This window comes from Streptomyces sp. NBC_00582 (assembly GCF_036345155.1).
Lineage (GTDB): Bacteria > Actinomycetota > Actinomycetes > Streptomycetales > Streptomycetaceae > Streptomyces.
The window spans coordinates 6,692,328-6,710,532 of sequence record NZ_CP107772.1 but is presented as its reverse complement, the minus strand read 5'-3'; the positions used below and the strand labels follow the sequence as shown (position 1 = coordinate 6,710,532).

Here is an 18,205-nt window from a genome sequence, read left to right as displayed (position 1 = left end):
CGGTCGGACCGGCCGGTCCCCTCAGCCGTCGCCGCGGCCGAACACCGGTGCGAGGAGGAGTTGGGCCGCGCCGGCGGCGACCGCGCGGTCGCCGCCCGGGGCGAGCCGTACCGGTACGGCGCCGTCCGGTGTCCCCTCGCGGCGGGCCCGGTCGGCGAGCACCGAGGTGACCCCGCGCACGAACGGCCCCGGTGCCGCCGTGACCGTACGGCCGCCCAGCAGGACGAGGTCGATGTCGAGCAGCCCGACCAGGTTGGCGGCGCCCTCACCGAGGACCCGGGCGGCCTCGCTCACGTCGCCCTTTCCGATGGCCGCGAGGCAGAGCGCCTCGACGCAGCCCCGGTTCCCGCACGAGCAGTGCAGCCCGTCCATCTGGATGACCTGGTGCCCGAACTCGCCCGCGCCGGTGCGCGCCCCCCGGTGCACGGTCCCGCCGATCACCAGCCCGGCCCCGAGGCCCGTACCGAGGTGGAGGTACGCGAAGGAGCCGCTCTCGCCGCCGACGGCGAGCCCGAGGGCGGCGGCGTTGGTGTCCTTGTCGACGACGACCGGCACCCTGAGACGCTCGGCGAGCGTGTCGCGCAGGGGGAAGCCGTCCCATTCCGGGAAGCCGGTGACGCGGTGGAGCACGCCGTGGACGTGGTCGAGCGGCCCGGGCAGCGCGACCCCGACGCCCAGCAGCGAGCCGCCCGCGCCGTACCCCAGTTCCTCGGCCTGCCGCGCCACCGCCTCCAGGACCGCCTCCGCGCCCGCGCCCAGATCCAGCGGCACCCGCCGCTCCCCCACCACGCCGCCGTCGAGGTCGACCAGCACGGCCCGCAGTTCGTCGCGGTCCAGATGGACGCCGACGGCGTGCCCGGCGTCGGGGACCAGGCGTAGCAGCGTGCGTGGCTTGCCGCCGGTCGAGGCCCGCTGACCGGCCTCCGCCGCGAAGCCCTCCTCCCGCAGCCGACCGGTGATCTTGCTGACGGCCTGCGGGGTGAGTCCGGTGCGGTCGGCGAGTTCCAGTCTGCTGATGCCGTCCCGGCCGGCCGAGCGCAGCAGGTCCAGCACCAGCGCGGCGTTGTGGTTGCGCAGGTCCGGCAGGTTGACGCCGGTCGTGCGCCCGCTTCCGTTCGTCCCGTTCACCCCTCCATTCTCCCCCCTGCTTGCACTTTGGCAACAGCGTTGCGAAAGTGGGGTCCATGACTGGACGCAAGACTGGCGAGACCCCGGTGCGCGTGGGCCTGATCGGCTACGGCCTGGCGGGCTCGGTCTTCCACGCCCCGCTGATCGCCGCCACCGAGGGCCTCACCCTGGACACGGTGGTCACCTCGAACCCCGAGCGGCAGGACCAGGCCCGCGCCGCGTTCCCGGACGTACGGCTCGCCGCCACCGCCGAGGACCTCCTCGCCCGCGCCGACGAGCTGGACCTGGTCGTCGTCGCGTCCCCCAACCGCACGCACGTCCCCCTGGCCACCGCCGCCCTGAAGGCGGGCCTGCCGGTCGTCGTCGACAAGCCGGTCGCCGGCTCCGCGGCCGAGGCCCGTGAGCTGGCCGCCCTCGCCGACGAGCGCGGACTGCTCCTGTCCGTCTTCCAGAACCGCCGCTGGGACAACGACTTCCTCACCCTGCGGGCGCTGCTCGCCGAGGGCGAGCTGGGTGACGTACGACGTTTCGAATCCCGCTTCGAGCGGTGGCGGCCGCAGCCGAAGGGCGGGTGGCGGGAATCCGGCGATCCGGCAGAGATCGGAGGTCTGCTGTACGACCTCGGCAGCCATGTCGTCGACCAGGCCCTGGCGCTGTTCGGCCCCGCCGCCCGCGTGTACGCCGAGGCGGACGTCCGCCGCCCGGGCGCGGAGACCGACGACGACACCTTCATCGCCCTCACCCACACCGGCGGGGTCCGCTCCCACCTGTACGTCTCCGCGACCACCCCCCAGCTCGGCCCGCGCTTCCGGGTGCTCGGCTCGACGGCGGGCTATGCGAAGTACGGCCTGGACCCGCAGGAGGCGGCCCTGCGCGAGGGCGACCGCCCCGGGCCCGGCTGGGGCGAGGAGCCCGAGGAGCTGTGGGGCCGCGTCGGTTCCGGGGAATCCCCCCTGACCGGCGGTGGACGACCCGTACGGACCCTCCCCGGCGACTATCCCGCCTACTACGCTGCGGTGGCCAAGGCACTGATCGACGGCGGCCCGAACCCGGTGACCGCCCTCGAGGCGGCCGCCGCCCTCGACGTCCTGGAGGCGGCCCGCCGTTCGGCACGAGACGGAGTGGTGGTGACGCTGTCATGAGCGCCCATGAGCTGACCCCGAAGTTCACCCCGGAGATCACCCCCAGCCTGGAGGAGCTCCAGGCCCAGGAACGACGGCTGGTCTTCCGCCAGTTCACCCATGAGGACGCGTGGGCGCTCGGCTCGCTCCTGGTGGACATGGCCCGCGAGCGCGAGGCCCCGGTGGCGGTCGACATCCACCGCGCCGGCCAGCAGCTCTTCCACGCGGCCCTGCCCGGCTCCAGCCCCGACAACGACGCCTGGATCACCCGCAAGCGCCGCGTGGTGGAGCGTTTCGGCGCCTCCTCCTACCTGGTCGGCGCCCGCTACCGCGCCCGGGGCACGACGTTCGAGGAGTCCTCCCGCCTGGACCAGGACGCGTACGCGGCCCACGGCGGCTCCTTCCCGGTCACCGTGGAGGGAGTGGGCGTGGTGGGCGCGGTGACGGTCTCGGGCCTCCCCCAACTGGAGGACCACCGTTTCGTGGTCGAGGCCCTGGAACGGTTCCTGGAGAAGTACCTGTAGGAAAGACGCCCTGTTTTTCGGGGGCGCGGGGAACCGCGCCACAAGCCCCGTCGGACCCGCACCCGCAGTGCACCCGCGCCCCCGGTTTCTCAGGCGCCCTTGAACTCCTGCCGCTGACGCCCGAGTCCAGCGATCTCCAGTTCGACGACATCCCCCGCCCTGAGGAACGGCTTCGGCTCGGGCGCGCCCAGCGCGACCCCCGCCGGCGTCCCCGTGTTGATCACGTCCCCGGGATGGAGCGTCATGAACTGACTGACGTACCGCACGACCTCCCCCACGGGAAAGATCTGCTCCGCCGTCGTCCCGTCCTGCTTCAGCTCCCCGTTGACCCACAACCGCAGCGACAGGTCCTGCGGATCAGCGACCTCGTCGGCCGTCACCAGCCACGGCCCCAGCGGGTTGAACGTCTCGCAGTTCTTCCCCTTGTCCCAGGTCCCGCCCCGCTCGATCTGGAACTCCCGCTCGGACACGTCGTGCGCCACCGCGTATCCGGCGACGTGCGCGAGCCCCTCCTCGGCCGACTCCAGATAGCGGGCCGTGCGCCCGATGACGACCGCCAGCTCCACCTCCCAGTCGGTCTTCACGGACCCGCGCGGCACGAGCACGGTGTCGTACGGCCCGACGACCGTGTCCGGCGCCTTGAAGAAGACGACGGGCTCGGCCGGCGGCTCGGCGCCGGTCTCCCTCGCGTGGTCGTGGTAGTTCAGCCCGATGCACACGATCTTGCCGATACGGCCCAGCGGCGGCCCGATCCGCAGCCCGGTCGCGTCGAGCACGGGCAGCTCACCGGCCTCGGCGGCCGCGCGGATCCGGCCGAGCGCGGCGCCGTCGGCGAGCAGCGCGCCGTCGATGTCGTCCACGACACCCGACAGGTCCCGCAGGGTCTCGTCGGCATCGAGCAGCGCGGGACGCTCCGCGCCCGCCGTACCGACTCGCAGCAGCTTCATGATCACCATCTCCGGGAGCAGCCATCGGATGACTGGTCGATCCTCCAAGCTGGGCGTGCGCTCCGCAATACCCGGTTCACGTACTGGACCGTCACCGGTACAGGACCGCCCGCTCGACCGCGCTCCACGTCGTGCTGGTGATCACGTACAGCGCCGCGGCCAGCGGGACGACGGCCACGGTGACCAGGGTGAAGAAGGACAGGAACGGCATGACCTTGGTGATCGTGCCGACGCCGGGCACGTCCTGGCCGGTGCCGGTCTCGGGCAGCGGGACCCGCTTGGCCCGCCGGAAGTTGAAGGTGGCGACAGCGGCCACGACGGCGAACAGCCCGAGGTAGACCAGTCCGGCCGGCCCGAACGGCCCGTCGGCGCCCAGCGCGTCGGCCCAGCGGTCGCCGAGGGGCGCGGCGAGGAGCCGATGGCCCAGCAGGGCGTTGGTCTCGCCGCCGATCGAGGTGCTGGAGAAGAGGTGGTAGAGGAGGAGGAAGGCGGGCATCTGGCAGAGGCTGGGGAGCAGTCCGGACAGCGGGGACACCTTTTCCTCGGCGTGCAGGTCCAGCACGGCCCGCTGGAGCTTCTCCGGGTCGCGGGCGTGCTTCCTGCGCAGCTCGGCGATCCTCGGCTGGAGCGCCGCGCGGGCCTTCTGGCCGCGGGCCGCCGCCCGGGACAGGGGGTGGACGAGGAGTCGTACGACCGCCGTGAACAGGACGATCGCGGCGGCCGCGGCGGACGCGCCGAACAGTGGCTGGAGCAGGTCGGCGAGGTGCTCGACCAGGGTGGCGAAAACGGACATGGGTGAGGAGCCCTCCGGGGGTCTCGTCGTGCCGGAACAGCGGGAGAGGCGGCATGACGACCCGCGCGGGGTCACGGTGAGGAAGGGGGGTGCCCCAGGAGACGTGCCCTACGCGGCGGTCGCCGGGAGGGCGCGGCCGGGGGCCCGGGGGCGGGGCCGGCCGGAGGCGTCCGGATCGCGTTGCGGCAGGAAGGCCGTACGCCGGGCGCGGTCCCTGATGGCCGTGCGCACCCGGGTGGGCGGTACGGCGGGGGCGCTGCGCGAGGCGACCAGGGCGCAGACGGCGAGCGCGGAGGAGGCGGCGGCGGTCGCGGCGAGCGCGACGGCGGCGGAGAGGCTGCCGGTGTCGAGGAGGAGGACGTCGAGGACGAGGAAGAGGAGCAGCGGCGCGGAACGCGCGGCGAGGCGCTTGCGGATCATGTTCCCCTCTCCCTGTCTCGCGGTGGGCTGCCGTGCCCTCGTACGTGTCAGACGTCCGGGACCGGTACCAGGGTTCCACATCCGCTCCCGTCCGGAACCCCCGTCTTGTACCAAGGGTTTGACACAAGAAGCCGCCGCCCGGCATTTTGTACTCACCACTTGATACAAGTATTCCACCGGGGGACGACTTGATCGACACCGTCACGCCCGACAGACTCCTCGCCCGTGCCGACCTGTGCGCCCGCTGGGCCGGGCTGGCGCTCGGAGCGGCGGTCGCCCAGGGGCTGGCCACCATGGACAGCGACGACATGGCCATGCCGTTCGTGTCCGCCGTCACCGCGTTCGGACTGTGCGCGGTGGGCGGGGTCCTGCTCGGCGACTCCCTCACCCCCGCCCCGCAGGACCGGGTCCGCACCGCCGCCCTCGCCCCGCGCCGGGTCCGGGACCATGTACCGCCCAGGATGGCCCCGCTGCTCGTCTTCCAGACGGCCTGCCTCGCCGTCCTGCTGGTGATCGGGGTCGCCGCGGCCGACGCCGACCGCTGGGGCCGTTCCGGCCGGGCCCTCGCCGTGACCTGCGCGATCGGCCTGACCCGCCACCTCGCGCCCTGGCCCGGCCTCTACTACGCCACCCCGGTCCTCGCCTCCCTCACCCTCGGCACCGCCGCCTGTGCCTGGTCGCTGCGCCGCATCGCACACCGCCCCGGGGAGAACCGGCAGCGCCACGACCGCAGTTGGGCGATCACCGCCGCCTGGGGACTGCTGGTCTCCAGCCAGCTGCTGCTCGTCCTGGGGATGATCGGCAGGGTGCTCTTCTACTCCCGCTGCGCCGGAATGCTCGGCAACGTCACCGCCCTGGTGATCTACCCGCTCGGCCTGCTCGGCCTGTTCACGCTCGGCTGGTCCGTGTTCACCATCGTGGTCCCCCGGGCTGTCGACGATGAGTGAACCCGCCGTCCGCGTCGACACCACCAGCCAGGTACCGCCGTACGAGCAGATCCGCGCCCAGCTCGGCGCGCTGATCCTCACCGGCCGGCTGACCGAGGGCGAACGTCTGCCGACCGTACGTCAGCTCGCCGCCGATCTCGGCCTCGCACCCGGCACGGTGGCCCGCGCCTACCGCGAACTGGAGGCCGCCGGGCTGATCCGCACCCGCCGCGGCGCCGGCACCCGCGTCGCGGCCCTCCCCGCCGGACCGGTCCACTTCGACCCGGCCCAACTGACCACCCTGACCCGCGACTTCACCGCGGCGGCCCGCGCACTGGGCGCGGGCACGGAGGCGATCCTGACCGCCGTGCGCGAGGCACTGCGCGAGCGGGCGTAGCCGGGCGCAGTCGGGGACCCCGTACCCGGCGTGGCGGGTACGGGGTCCTCGTGGGCGTCGCGGTGGGAGGGCCCCGGCGGGGGATGGACGGGGCCTCCGGCGCGCGACGCGTTCCTGGTCCTTCCCGTTCGCTACTCGGCTCCCGGGCGCCGGGCGGGGAAGGCGTGCTTGCGGGCGACGACCACGACCGCCAGCACCGGGGCCATGAGCGCGAGGACGCTCCAGGGGAAGGACTTGGCGCCGAGGCCGTCCAGGAGGAGGCCGCCGACGGCCCCGCCACCGGCCATGAACGAGTTCCAGGTGGTGACCAGCAGCGCCTGGCCCCGGTCGCCGCCGGCGTCGGTGACCGCGGTCTGCAGCAGCGTGGTGACACCGCCCCAGCCCAGGCCCCACAGCACCATCGCGCCGTAGACCACGACGATGTTGTCCGCCATGACCGCGAGCAGGGCCGCGGCCACCAGGAACAGGGCGCTGCTCACGACGGTGAGCTGGCGCAGCCTGCGGTCGACGAGGGCACCGGTGATCCAGATGCTCACCACGGAGGCGATGCCGAAGACCAGCAGGACGACGTCCCGGGAGCCGCCCATGTCGTAGGCGTCGAGGAAGGTCGCGATGTAGGTGTAGAGGATGTTGTGGGCGAGCACATAGGCCGCGACCACGAACAGCACCGCCACGACACCCGGCAGGGAGAGCGCCTTCAGGATGGGCTCACGGGCCCCCGGCCGCTGCCCCGGCGCGTCCGGGACCGACACCATGATCCAGCCCAGCAGGGCCACGGAGATCAGCGTCACGATGCCGAACGTCAGACGCCAGCCGAACAGTCCGCCGAGGAAGGTGCCGAGCGGGATGCCCAGCGACAGGGCGAGCGGCACACCCGCCATGGTGATGGCGATGGCCCTGCCCTGCAGCTGCGGGGGCGCCAACCGGCGTGCGTAGCCGACGAGTTCGGCCCACACGGCGGCCGCGGCGACACCGGCGAAGAGCCGGAACACCATCGTCAGGGCGTAGCTGGACGAGACGGCGGTGACCAGGTTGGCCACCGCGAACACCGTCACGGCGAGCAGCAGCAGCTTCTTGCGCTGCCAGGCCGCCGTGGTGACCGACAGGGGAATCGCCGCGACACCCGTGGCGATGGCGTACACCGTCAGGGCCTGGCCCATCGCGGACTCGCCGACCGACAGGTCACGGGCCATCTCGGGAAGCACACCCGCCGGGAGCGCCTCGGTCAGAATCCCCATGAAGGCTGCTGTGGCGAGCGCCAGAAGCGGTGAGAGGGGCAGCTTCCGCTGGTCTGCTGCCGGAGCGGAGGTGCTCAGCAGCTCTGTCTGGGATGTTGACATGGTTGTATCCTCAAACCCTCACATAGATGTGAATGTCAAGCTCGTGCGAATGAGGTGGGTCACATGCGGATCGGGGAGCTGTCCGAGCGGACCGGAACCCCTCGTCGGCTGCTGCGCTACTACGAGGAGCAGGGGCTGCTCGTCGCGGACCGCGCGCCCAACGGCTACCGGGACTACCCCGAGGGCTGTGTGAACCGGGTCCTGCAGATCAGGGGGCTCCTCGACTCCGGTCTGCCGACGCGGATCATCAAGCAGATCCTGCCGTGCATCAACGACCCCCGGGCGATCCACGTCTCCGACGCCACGCCCGAGACGATCGCCACCCTGGAGGGCGAGCAGCGGCGCATGAGCGAACGCATCGAGTGTCTTCAGCGCAGCCGTGAGGCCATCTCCGGCTACCTGGACGCCGTCCGCCGCGAACGGCGCCCGGTCGCCGCCCGCTACGAGGTCAGCGCCTGACCGTGGTGGACGGTGTTGGCCAGCCGGACGCCGTGGCTCGTGACGTCGATGACCATGCGGTCGCCGTCCTCGATCCGGAACCCGTCGTGGTAGGTCGCCTTGTCGGCGCCGAGCAGCAGGTAGTTGACCAGCCCGGGCCGGCGCAGCAGGGGGTACGACAGGATGTGCGCCGTCATGTCGTCGATTCGCTGGAACAGGGAGTCCCCGCCGCAGCTGAAGGGGCCCTCCCAGGCCGTGGCGCCGTCCCGCTCGATCGCGACCCGGCCGGTCACCGTCCGGGGCGGCGCGTCCAGGAACAGCCAGGGCGTGAGGGACGTCTCGCAGAGCTTCGCGTACGGCGTCCAGGCCCACGGGTTCTTCAGGTGCACGCCGATGTCGTTGAGGTCGTTGCCGAAGGTGTAGCCGGCGTAGTGCGGCACCCCGTCGTCGTCGTTGACGTGGACGAGGGCGACCTCCGGTTCCTCGATGAGCCAGACCGGGTCGGCGGGGGTGACCATCGGCTCGTCCGGCATGCGCAGCCAGGAGCCGAGGCCCTTCATGTAGTAGTTCGGCGGGGTGAACTCCTCGTCGGGGGACGGGTCGCGGTCGAACTTGGTGCGGTGGGTGCCCATGAAGCCGTTGACGAGGGCCCGGTCGGTGGACGTGGGCAGCAGCGGCGGGAGGAACCGCAGCTCGGGGTCGCCGAGGGTCACCTCGACGGTCTCGGCGCCACCGGTGACCGCGGCGAGGACGGCTTCGGGGCCGCCGCCCGCGATGACGGCGGCGCGGACCAGGTCCTCGGTCACCCGGTGCAGGACATGGGGTTCACCGGGAGCCGGTATGCCGACGCCGGCGTACCGCTGCCCCTTGTACTCGCACTCGAAGAGGACGGAAGGGAGGGGGACGGGGGGGACGGAGGGGGTGGACATGGCGGTGAGGGTTCTCCTTAGGGGGTGACGAGGTCGGTCAGGACCTCGGTGACGCGGTCCAGGGACGCCCTGATCCACGGCAGTCGGGTGGGGTCCTCGGCGGACAGGGCCTCGAGACGCTCGGCCTCGCTCTCGCCGTAGAGCCGGCTGGTCGCGGCCCTGATCCGCAGCGAGCGCCCGGACTCGCCGAAGGCGGTGCCCGGCAGCAGACCCACCCCGTACCGGTCGGCGAGCAGCGCGGCGAGGCCGTCGCCGCCGTGCACCCGGTGGACGTCGGCGAGGTGGTGCCGCAGCGGCTCGAAGTCCGGGTAGAGGTAGCAGGTCGCCCGGACCGGCGCGAGGGTGGCGCCGACGGCGGTGAACCGCTCGGCCACCGCGCGCACCACGGCCTCGTGCAGCCGACGGGAGGCGGCGACGTACGCGACCACCTCCGGCGGCTCCTCGAAGGCGTGGGCGGCGGCGGCCTGCACGGGAGCCGCCGTGCTCGACCAGATCTGGCTGGCGACGCCCACCAGCCGGGCGTGCGTCTCGCGCCCGAGCGGGCTGTCGGGCAGCCGTGCGACCCCGAGCCGCCAGCCGCCGAGCGCCAGGTTCTTGGTGAGGCCGGTGGTCACCACCGTCCGCTCCGGTGCGAACACGGCCGGGGAGACCGCCCGGTCCGCCGGGGGGAACACCAGGTCGCAGTAGATCTCGTCGGAGACGACGACGAGATCCAGGTCCCGGGCCGCCCGCGCCAGAGCCTCGACCGTGGCGGGACGGGCGATGGTCCCCGTGGGGTTGTCGGGCAGGGTGACCACCACGCACCGCGGATCGCGCCCGGCGGCGCGGGCGCGCGCCACCGCCTCGCGCAGCGCCGCCGGGTCGGGCACCCCGCCCTCCCCCGGCGGGGTGGGCACCGGGATCGGGCGCGCCCCGGCCAGCCGGGCCTGCGCCCCGTAGCTCACCCAGCTCGGCACCGGGACCACCACATCGCCGCCGACGGCCAGCAGCAGGGCGAACAGCAGCGGCTTGCTGCCCGGGCCGCAGACCACCAGGCCGGGATCGACGGGGAGGCCCCGCCGCCCCCAGTAACCGGCGGCCGCGGCCCGCAGCTCCGGGCCGCCGGCGACGGGCCCGTAGGCGTTGCGGTCCCCCGCCGCGGCGAGCCGCTCCCGCAGCGCGGGCAGCACCGGCAGGCCGATCTCCCCACTGGCCAGCGGGAGAACCCGCTCACCGGCCCGGCGCCGGCGGGCCAGCGCCTCGTCGGCGGCGAGGGTCGCCGACATGGTCACGGGCACGGGTGCGGTCATGGTGGACTCCAACGGGTTCGGGCAGGAGGGCTCAGGGCACGGTGGGGCGCGGCTCACGCCCCCGCGAAGCGCTCCCGCAGTTCGACCTTGCGGACCTTGCCGGTGAGGGTCTTGGGCAGGGCCTTGACGATCTCCAGGCGCTCCGGCAGGAAACGGGGGTCCTGGTCGGCGGCCTTGAGGTAGGCGCGGATCTCCTCCAGCCCGAGCGTGACGCCGTCCCTCGGGACGACGACCGCGAGGATCGGGTCGTCGACCGTGCCGTGCGGCCCGACCAGGGCGGCCTCGGCCACCTTCGGATGCCGGGAGATGATCGCCTCCAGCTCGGCCATCGGTACGACGATCCCGTCCCGCAGGATGGTGTCCTTGGCACGGCCCAGGATGCGGATGCCGCCCCGGCCGTCCTCACGCGCCACGTCACCGGTGTCGAACCAGCCGTCGTCGGTGAGTTCGGCGTCGAAGGCGTCCTGCTGCTTGTAGTAGCCGAGCGCCCTCGACGCGCCGCGCACCCTCAGCCGGCCCACCGCGGCCCGTCGGCTCGGGTCGTGACACAGGTCGATCCGGATCTCCATGGAGTCGATCGGCCGTCCGTGGCTGTGCGCCGCCCAGTCCTGGTTGTAGTCGAGCCGGCTGATGGTGACGGGACCGAACTCCGACATGCCCCACACCGAGTACGTACGGGCCCCGAACGTCTCCCGCAACTCGTCCACGAGCGGCTGGAGCACCGGCGCCGCGCCCGTGACCGTGTGGTGCAGGCTGGACACGTCGTGCGGATCGATCCGCTGGGCCCTCGCGACCCCCGAGAGCGTCGGCGGCGGGCCGTAGAGCAGGGTGGCGCCGTACCGCTCGACCAGGTCCAGCAGGCCGGCGTGGTCCGGGCCGTCCTGGAAGGCGATCGTGCCGCCGAGCATCACCCCGGCGAGCACGCCCTGGCCGAAGCCGGAGTAGTGGACCAGCGGAGTGGTGACCACGACCACCAGGTCGTCGCGGAGCAGGAAGGTGTCCACATAGCCGCGCACACCCGAGTGGACCGTGTTCTGGCTGTGCACCACGCCCTTGGAGAAGCCGGTCGTGCCGGAGGTGAACAGCACCACGAAGGGCTCGTCGGGCCGGAGCGCGCGCCCCTCCAGATCGGCCGAGCGCCGCTTCTCCCAGTGCGGGGCGACAAAGTGGTCGTGGAAGTCGAGCGCCCCCTCGGGGGCGTGCCCGTCGACCACCACGACATGGTCGAGCGGCAGTTCGCCCTTGAGCGCGGTGACGGTGTCGGCGAGCGGGTAGCCCTCCCACTCCGGCACCGTGACGCACACCTTGGCCTCGGTGAGCGCCAGCCGGTGACGCAGCTCCTCCTCCCGGCAGACCGGGGCGATCGGGCAGATGACGGCGCCGACGGCCATGCAGGCGAACATCAGCGGCACCATCTCCCACCGGTTGGGCAACTGGACGGCGACCACGTCACCGCGCCGCACGTCCAGTTCGAGCAGCGCCCCGGCGAACCGGTCGGTCAGCCGCGCCAGTTCGGCGTAGTCGAGGGTGTCGGTGCGGGCCTCGTCGAGCCGGCGCCCGGCGATGGCGGGTTTGCGCGGCCGCTCCCGCGCCTGCCGGCGCAGATCGTCGAGGAACGTCTCGTCCCGCCACCAGCCGCGCCGCCGGTACTCGGCCATACGATCCGCGGCCGACGCCGCGGCCAGGATGGCGGTGGTCGTGGAGGTCATCCCCGCTCCTTCCGGCCCACCGACGGCGGACGGGGCACTGGGCCGCCCGGCCGCGCGGCGGCGGCCCCCGGCCGGGTCACGGTGTGCTGGTGCGCGGTCATCCCCGCTCCTCACGGCGCGTGTCGAGGAGTTCGGGCAGGGGGTCGCCGGCGGTGGTGCCGGCGATCTCGAGCAGGTCGCGGGTGTTGCGGCGGACGCGGTCGCCGATCCAGTCGAAGACCCAGGCCTTGCGGGCGTCCGCCGCCAGGTCGAAGGGGACGACCCGGGTGACGGCGAGGGCGGCCGAGCCGGCCCCGCCGATGTTGGCGATCACCCCCGGGACCAGCGTGGCGCCCGAGGCCCGCGTCTTCTCCCGCGCCTCCGCGCTGGAGGCGAGGTTCGCGCCCTCGACCACCAGTCCGGCCCGCAGCCGGTGGGCGTTGGCGTCGTTCAGGGCGTGCTTCTGCGCGGCGAGGACCAGCAGGTCGGCGTCGACGTCGAGCCAGGCGTCCAGCTCCTCGGAGACGGTGACGTGCTGGGGCAGCCGGGAGCGGTCGATCAGCCCGAACTCGTCGGTCACGTCGATCAGGTCGGCCACCGGCAGACGGTCCGCTCTGATGGTGCCGCGCACATCGGCCACGCCCACGATCACATGGCCCCGGTCCTCCAGGAACCGGGCGACCGCCCGGCCCACCGCGCCGAAGCCCTGGACCACGACCCGGGCGGGCCCGCCGCGGCCGCTCGCCTCCAGCGCGGTGACCGCGGCCACCCCGACGCCGTGCCCGGTGCAGTCGATCAGCGGCTCGTAGTAGGTGCGCCAGTCGATCGGCATGTCGGGCGCGCCCAGCCGGTGGCGCGGGTCGTAGCCGGCCTCCGCGAAGAAGACGGCCCGGTCTGCGGGGGTGACGCCCATGTCGATGCCGAGGTGGACACCGCCGTGCAGCAGCGGCTTGACGGTACGGCCGAACGTGCGGAACGTCTCCTCGCGGTCGCCGCCGTCGGCGACGATGCCGCCCTTGGCGCCGCCGATGGGCAGACCCGCCAGGATGAACTTGTGCGTCATGTCCCGGGCGAGTCCGGCGACCTCCTCCTCGGTGACGCCGGGGGTCATCCGCACGCCGCCCATCGCCAGGCCGTCGTACAGGGAGTCGACGACGACCCAGCCCTTGAGTGCGCCGCCGCTGCCGTTCAGGTGGGTCGTGAACGCGGGAAGCGGGTTGTCCAGATCACTCATTGCCTAGTCCCTTCACTGTCTCGCTGGTAAAGCCGTCTCACTGGTCAAGCAGCCGTTTTCACTGGTGGCGCGGCTCACTGGTGGCGCCGGCTCACTGGTAGAGCTGGGCGAAGCCGCGCAGGATCTCCAGGCCGTCGCTGCGGAACTCCAGATGGGCCTGCGCGCCGTGGATCCGGCCGTCGTCGGAGCGCAGGAACTCCACGGGCGCGTGCTCGGAGCGGCCGATGGAGCGGAAGCCGGGCGGGGCCTCCTGGAGGTAGAGGGTGTGCCGGTGGAAGACGGTCACCGTCGGCTTCACATGGGTGAACAGCGGCTCCTCCGTGTCGACCTGGACCTCGAAGCCGCCGACGCGCTGGGGCCCCTCGGCGAGCCGGCCGCCCGCCGCGACCGCGAGGATCTGCATGCCCCCGCAGATCCCGAAGACCGGGACGCCGGCGGTCATGACGAGGTCGACGAGCGGCTTGTAATGGTCGCGGTCGTAGGCCCGCACCTTGGTGCCGCTCAGGACGATCGCCTGGTGGCGTCCGTCGAGCCGGGCCGGTACGGACGCCGCGTCGACCACGTCGGTGTCCGAGCCGAGCTCCTCGAAACGCCTGCGGAGCTGTTTCAGCGACAGCGTTCCGTTGTTGACGACGAGTACACGGGACTGCGCCACGTGCGTGCTCCTCACGTTCGGGTGATGACGGTGCCGGTGCGGGCGGCGAGCAGCTCGGTGACCGGCGCGCTGCCGATCACGACGCGCTCCACGCCCCGGTCCAGGGCCTCACCGGCGGCCCGCAGCTTCTTGCGCATGCCTCCGGTCGCGCCCTTGTCGCGGAACTCGGCGGCCGCCCCGGCGGAGATCCGGCGCACCGGTTCCCCGTCGATCAGCAGGTGCGCCACGTCGGTGACGAGGACCAGGTCGGTGGCGGCGGTCGCCCCGGCGAGGGCGGCGGCGGCCCGGTCGGCGTCGGTGTTCACCTCCTGGCCGAGCGCGTTGCGGGCGAGCGGGGTGACCAGACAGGCGTGTCCGGGCCGGAGGGCCTTCAGCGCGGCGGGGTCGACCCCGGTGATCGGCCCGACGAGGTTCTCCAACTCGACGAGCCGCTTGTCCCGCCACCACCAGCGTTCGCCCTCGCCGGCGCTGACGAGTCCGTCGCTGCCGAGGAGCCGCTCGGCGGTGACTCCGCGCCGTTCGAGGCGTCCGAGGACCTCCTCGCCCAGCTCGGCGCTGACCTTCCTGATATCGTCGATGACCTCGGGCGTGGTCCAGCGGCTCTGGTTGCCGTAGCGGTCGCGCAGGATCGCCGACGGCTCGCGGTAGCGGGCGCTGAGCCGCTTCAGCGGCTTGGACCAGCCGTGCACGAGGACCAGCGGCCGCTCGCGGGCGTGCTCGGCCAGGTCGTCCCACCAGGCGTCGGCGAGCTCGTCGAGGCAGCTGCCGCCGAGCTTGACCACGGTCGGTGCGGGCGATGCGCTCCCCTCGCTCATGCCGGCATCACCGGCTGCATCGTCAGGCCCGTCTCCTCGGGCAGCCCGAACCGCAGGTTCATGGCCTGGACGGCCTGCCCCGCCGCGCCCTTGACGAGGTTGTCGAGGGCGGCGAGGACGACGATCCGGCCGCCCTCCTCGTCGTGGAGGACCGAGACGTCGCAGAAGTTGGAGCCGAGGACCGCCTGCGGATCCGGCACCGGGATCAGCGTCTCGGTGTGCCGCCGCACCCGCACGAACCGGTGCCCCTTGTAGAAGCGCAGGTAGGCGCGTTGCAGTTCCCGGGCGTCCACCGCGTCGTCGGTGAACGCGTAGGTGCTGGCGAGCAGTCCGCGCACATGCGACACCCCGTACGCCGACATCGTCAGCGAACCGACGGTGCCGGGCTTGCTGTGCTCCAGGAAGTCGCTGACCTCGGCGGCGTGGCGGTGCCCGGTGGGCGCGTACGGTGCGATGGCGCCGTTGCGCAGCGGGTGCAGGTCCGGGACGCGCAGTTGGAGTCCGCCGCCGCTGGAGCCGCTCTTGCCGTCCACGAGCACGGTCCTCAGGTTCAGGCCGAGGCCGAGGGTCAGCGGGGCGAGCCCCAAGGTGATCGCCGTGGCGTAGCAGCCGGGTACGGAGATCAGCGGTGCGTCGGGGAGCTGGTCCCCGACGAGTTCGGGCACCCCGTAGACGAAGCGGTCGGCGAGCGCGTCCGACCGGGTCGCCTTGGGGTACCAGCGCTCGTGGAGCCGGGGGGTGCGGATACGGAAGGCGCCGCTGAGGTCGATCACACAGGGGACGCGGTCGGCGAGGAGCGCGGCGAGTTCGGCGGAGGCGGGGGCCGGCGTGGCGAGGAACACCACGTCGCACCGCTCGGCGACGGCGTCCGCCGTGACGTGCTCGACGGTCAGGCCGAGGTCGAGGCGCAGGCCGGGGTGGAGCTGGGCCGGGCGGCGGCCGGCGCTGGAGTTGCCGCCGAGGAAGGTCAGTTCGAGGTCGGGATGCTGGGTGACCAGCCTGATCAGATCACCGCCGGTGAGCCCGGAGGCGCCGACGATTCCCACGCGGATCATGCGAGTATCTCCTGCAGATGACGGGCGACGGCCGCCGGGATGTCCGCCCCGGTGGTCGACGCCACCCCTCGCCAGGCGGGGGCATGGTTGACCTCGTTGACGAGGTGGCCCGAGGGCGTCTTGAAGAGATCGACTCCGTAGATGCCCTCGCCGAGCCGGTCCACGACCCCGTCGACGAGCTTGTGCACCTCGGGGTCGTGGGCCAGGGCCCGGCTCTGGTTGCCGAGCGCGGCGTTGCTGCGCCAGTCGGCTCCGGCGCTCTCGAACTCGGCCGCGGCGACGATCTCCCGGCCGACGACCAGACAGCGCACCGAGCCGCCGCCCAGATACGGCTCCACCAGGCAGGCCTGCTCGAAGGCGTGGCCGAGGTCCTCGACGTAGTCGTAGACGGACGGGGCCAGGTCGGCGTCCCGGATCAGGGTGACGCGCTTGCCCATGCCGCCGTAGACCGGTTTGAGCACCGCGGGCAGGCCGAGGTCCTCGAGCGCCCGGGTGAAGTCCTTGCGGGACAGGGCGAGCCGGAAGTCCGGCACCGGTACGCCCGCGGAGCGCAGCACGGCACGCAGCACCAGCTTGTTCTCACAGGCGTGGATGGCGGCCGCGGAGTTGAGGACGGGTACGCCGCTCGACTCGGCGAGGGTGGCGAGCAGTCCGCCGCGGGTGTAGCTGCGGCTGCGGACCAGCAGGGCGTCGTAGCCGTCGATCGAGGCGGCCCCGGGGTCCCCGAGGCACAGGGACTCGTCGTTGACCCAGTCGATCCGCAGACCGAACTCGGGTGCGCGGCGGATGAGTTCGCGTTCCTCCCAGCCGACCCGGTCCGCGACGACGGCAACGGTGCGGCCCATGTCACTGGCCCCAGTCGCGCAGCTGTACCTCGACCATCTGCAGGGACAGCCGGCCCTCCTGGATGTCCTCGACGCGCAGGGTGAGCATGCACTCGGGGCAGGAGAGGGTCTCGCCCTGGACCATCGGCGGCACGGTCAGGTCGGTCTCGCACTCGGGGCAGTCGCCGGTGAGGGTGGCGGTGGACATGGATCAGCTCCAGTTGTCGTCGTTCGGATGGCTGGGGACGGGACCGGCCGGGCGGGGCAGGTGGGGGCGCTCGGTCCCGGGTGTGGGGGGCGGGGTGGTGGTGCCCCGGGGTCAGGCGGCCTGGAAGTCGACGGCGGCCTTGCGGATCGCGTCCCGGTCGAGCAGCGCGCCTCCGTCGCGCTCCTGCCGCTCGGTGAGCCAGGAGGTGAAGGCGTCGACGTCGACGGCGACCCCCGAGTCGGCCAGCGCCCAGCCGACGAGGGCCGCGCTGAGACGGGTACGGACCCGCAGCTCACGGCTGTTCCCCACGAGTTCGGCGGGCAGCGTCTCGTAGGCCTCGGGGTGGGTGAGCTGGCCCGGCAGTTCGTAGGCGAACGCGTGCGGTGTGGTCGGTCCCGACTGGAAGGCCTCGCCGAGTCCGGCTCCCCTGAGGGCCACCCGCGACAGCTCGGTGAGGTGGGACAGGTCGAAGCGGGTGTCGCCGTGGACGACGCGCAGGGACGTGAGCAGTTCGGCCAGCGGCGCGTTGCCGCCGCGCTCGCCGATGCCGCCGACCGTCGCCGAGATCCACCGGGCGCCCGCGCGGACGGCCGCGAGGGAGTTGGCGACGGCCATGCCCAGCATGTTGTGCGAGTGGATCTCGATCTCGGAGCCGTCGATCGCGGTGAGGTCGGCGATGACCCGCTCCATCTGCCAGGGCGAGAGACAGGCCACGGTCTCCGCGAGCCGGAACCGGTCGGCTCCCGCCTCGAAGCCGGCGGCGACATAGGGGACGAGGCGCTCCCTGGGCGTGCGGGCGCCGTCCTCGCCGCTGAACGTGACGTGGAAGCCGCGCTCCTTGGCCTGGGTGATCGCCGAACGCGCCAGCGTCTGAAGGAACTTGGCGCTGGGCGAACCGAGCTTGAGCTGAGCGTGCTGCTCCGAGGTGGGGATGGAGTACATGATGTGCCGCACGCCGAGGCGCTCGGCCTCGTCGAGGGCCTTCGCCACCTGGTGACGGTCCCGCACCACGACGAGCGTCATGCTGCGCGCGGGGCCGACCGCCTCATGGGTGGCGAGGACGAGGTCGGCGTCCTTGGAGCCCGGCCCGGACACCATGCCGACCTCGACGAGCTCGATACCGGTCTTCACCAACAGGTCCGCGATGACCGCGGCGTCCTCGGGGCCGAACTCGACGCCGGCCATGTGCGCGGAGTCCCGCAGGGTCGCGTCGGACAGGCGGGGCAGCCCCGGAAGGCTTCCCCCGTGCTCCTCCAATGCCATTGCCTTTCCCTCCTCTTTCCCGGATCCGGTGGGGCCGACAACCATGGTGGCCAGCGGTGTGTGAGGAGACAACGCCGCTCATGTCAGAGCATTGTCAAGGACTGTGAGGGAAAGTCAGCGCCGGTCAGGTCTGTGAATTCTGCGCTGGCTCGCCGAAAAATCTCCCTGCCGCCCCCGATGACCCCACCTGATTCCGGCTACGGTGACCGGG

At 72.8% G+C, this 18,205-nt stretch carries 20 protein-coding genes; 5 read left to right on the top strand and 15 right to left on the bottom strand.

Annotated features, from left to right (window positions below; translation table 11 throughout):
• Window positions 1–21: 21 nt before the first annotated feature.
• Window positions 22–1,128: an ROK family transcriptional regulator gene (locus tag OG852_RS30145; protein ID WP_133915078.1), complete on the bottom strand. Its 1,107-nt coding sequence runs from the start codon at window positions 1,126–1,128 to the stop codon at window positions 22–24.
• Window positions 1,129–1,184: 56 nt separating this feature from the next.
• Here OG852_RS30145 and OG852_RS30140 point away from each other — a divergent pair, with 56 nt between their 5' ends.
• Window positions 1,185–2,270 carry a Gfo/Idh/MocA family protein gene (locus OG852_RS30140; protein ID WP_330349526.1) on the top strand — a complete coding sequence of 362 codons (1,086 nt, stop codon included), beginning with the start codon at window positions 1,185–1,187 and terminating at the stop codon, window positions 2,268–2,270.
• Window positions 2,267–2,773: a heme-degrading domain-containing protein gene (locus tag OG852_RS30135; RefSeq protein ID WP_330349525.1), complete on the top strand. Its 507-nt coding sequence runs from the start codon at window positions 2,267–2,269 to the stop codon at window positions 2,771–2,773. Before OG852_RS30140 ends, OG852_RS30135 begins: the two co-directional genes overlap by 4 nt.
• A gap of 89 nt (window positions 2,774–2,862) precedes the next feature.
• On the opposite strand, the gene OG852_RS30130 is transcribed toward OG852_RS30135, so the two are convergent.
• From OG852_RS30130 to OG852_RS30120, 3 genes are all read right to left on the bottom strand, one after another.
• Window positions 2,863–3,720 carry a fumarylacetoacetate hydrolase family protein gene (locus OG852_RS30130; RefSeq protein WP_330349524.1) on the bottom strand — a complete coding sequence of 286 codons (858 nt, stop codon included), beginning with the start codon at window positions 3,718–3,720 and terminating at the stop codon, window positions 2,863–2,865.
• Between the two features lie 91 nt (window positions 3,721–3,811).
• Window positions 3,812–4,513, bottom strand: coding sequence for a YidC/Oxa1 family membrane protein insertase (locus tag OG852_RS30125; RefSeq protein WP_133915074.1), 702 nt, complete (start codon window positions 4,511–4,513; stop codon window positions 3,812–3,814).
• Between the two features lie 108 nt (window positions 4,514–4,621).
• Window positions 4,622–4,933: a DUF6412 domain-containing protein gene (locus OG852_RS30120; RefSeq protein ID WP_133915073.1), complete on the bottom strand. Its 312-nt coding sequence runs from the start codon at window positions 4,931–4,933 to the stop codon at window positions 4,622–4,624.
• Window positions 4,934–5,121: 188 nt separating this feature from the next.
• Between OG852_RS30120 and OG852_RS30115 the strand changes: the two genes are divergently transcribed.
• Both OG852_RS30115 and OG852_RS30110 read left to right on the top strand, forming a co-directional pair.
• Window positions 5,122–5,880, top strand: coding sequence for a hypothetical protein (locus tag OG852_RS30115; protein WP_330349523.1), 759 nt, complete (start codon window positions 5,122–5,124; stop codon window positions 5,878–5,880).
• The gene (locus OG852_RS30110; RefSeq protein ID WP_133915071.1) at window positions 5,873–6,256 is read left to right on the top strand and encodes a GntR family transcriptional regulator; all 384 of its coding nucleotides are present in this window, start codon (window positions 5,873–5,875) and stop codon (window positions 6,254–6,256) included. The genes OG852_RS30115 and OG852_RS30110 overlap by 8 nt, the downstream gene beginning before the upstream one ends.
• Window positions 6,257–6,387: 131 nt before the next feature.
• Here the strand turns inward: OG852_RS30110 and OG852_RS30105 are convergent, their stop codons facing one another.
• Window positions 6,388–7,596: an MFS transporter gene (locus OG852_RS30105; RefSeq protein WP_133915070.1), complete on the bottom strand. Its 1,209-nt coding sequence runs from the start codon at window positions 7,594–7,596 to the stop codon at window positions 6,388–6,390.
• A gap of 63 nt (window positions 7,597–7,659) precedes the next feature.
• Here OG852_RS30105 and OG852_RS30100 point away from each other — a divergent pair, with 63 nt between their 5' ends.
• Window positions 7,660–8,055: a MerR family transcriptional regulator gene (locus OG852_RS30100; protein ID WP_133915069.1), complete on the top strand. Its 396-nt coding sequence runs from the start codon at window positions 7,660–7,662 to the stop codon at window positions 8,053–8,055.
• Here OG852_RS30100 and OG852_RS30095 read toward each other — a convergent pair.
• From OG852_RS30095 to OG852_RS30050, 10 genes are all read right to left on the bottom strand, one after another.
• Window positions 8,037–8,963 (bottom strand): fumarylacetoacetate (FAA) hydrolase, encoded by a 927-nt coding sequence (locus tag OG852_RS30095; protein ID WP_330349522.1) that lies wholly within the window; start codon window positions 8,961–8,963, stop codon window positions 8,037–8,039. The genes OG852_RS30100 and OG852_RS30095 overlap by 19 nt on opposite strands.
• A 17-nt stretch (window positions 8,964–8,980) precedes the next feature.
• On the bottom strand, window positions 8,981–10,252 hold the full coding sequence (locus OG852_RS30090; protein WP_330349521.1) for a pyridoxal phosphate-dependent aminotransferase: 1,272 nt from the start codon (window positions 10,250–10,252) through the stop codon (window positions 8,981–8,983).
• A 53-nt stretch (window positions 10,253–10,305) separates the two neighbouring features.
• Window positions 10,306–11,961 carry an AMP-binding protein gene (locus OG852_RS30085; protein ID WP_133915067.1) on the bottom strand — a complete coding sequence of 552 codons (1,656 nt, stop codon included), beginning with the start codon at window positions 11,959–11,961 and terminating at the stop codon, window positions 10,306–10,308.
• Between the two features lie 97 nt (window positions 11,962–12,058).
• Window positions 12,059–13,174: a Glu/Leu/Phe/Val dehydrogenase dimerization domain-containing protein gene (locus OG852_RS30080; RefSeq protein ID WP_330349520.1), complete on the bottom strand. Its 1,116-nt coding sequence runs from the start codon at window positions 13,172–13,174 to the stop codon at window positions 12,059–12,061.
• 91 nt (window positions 13,175–13,265) lie between these two features.
• On the bottom strand, window positions 13,266–13,829 hold the full coding sequence (locus OG852_RS30075) for a type 1 glutamine amidotransferase (RefSeq protein ID WP_133915065.1): 564 nt from the start codon (window positions 13,827–13,829) through the stop codon (window positions 13,266–13,268).
• An 11-nt stretch (window positions 13,830–13,840) separates the two neighbouring features.
• Window positions 13,841–14,644 (bottom strand): amino acid kinase family protein, encoded by an 804-nt coding sequence (locus OG852_RS30070; RefSeq protein WP_330349519.1) that lies wholly within the window; start codon window positions 14,642–14,644, stop codon window positions 13,841–13,843.
• Window positions 14,641–15,699, bottom strand: a complete 1,059-nt coding sequence (gene argC, locus OG852_RS30065; protein ID WP_133915063.1) for an N-acetyl-gamma-glutamyl-phosphate reductase — start codon at window positions 15,697–15,699, stop codon at window positions 14,641–14,643. Before argC ends, OG852_RS30070 begins: the two co-directional genes overlap by 4 nt.
• Entirely contained in the window at window positions 15,696–16,544 is an 849-nt protein-coding gene (locus OG852_RS30060; RefSeq protein ID WP_133915062.1) for an ATP-grasp domain-containing protein, read from the bottom strand. Before OG852_RS30060 ends, argC begins: the two co-directional genes overlap by 4 nt.
• A 1-nt stretch (window position 16,545) precedes the next feature.
• On the bottom strand, window positions 16,546–16,731 hold the full coding sequence (locus tag OG852_RS30055) for a lysine biosynthesis protein LysW (protein ID WP_133915061.1): 186 nt from the start codon (window positions 16,729–16,731) through the stop codon (window positions 16,546–16,548).
• Between the two features lie 111 nt (window positions 16,732–16,842).
• Window positions 16,843–17,994, bottom strand: coding sequence for an isopropylmalate synthase (locus tag OG852_RS30050; protein WP_133915060.1), 1,152 nt, complete (start codon window positions 17,992–17,994; stop codon window positions 16,843–16,845).
• Between the last annotated feature and the right edge of the window lie 211 nt (window positions 17,995–18,205).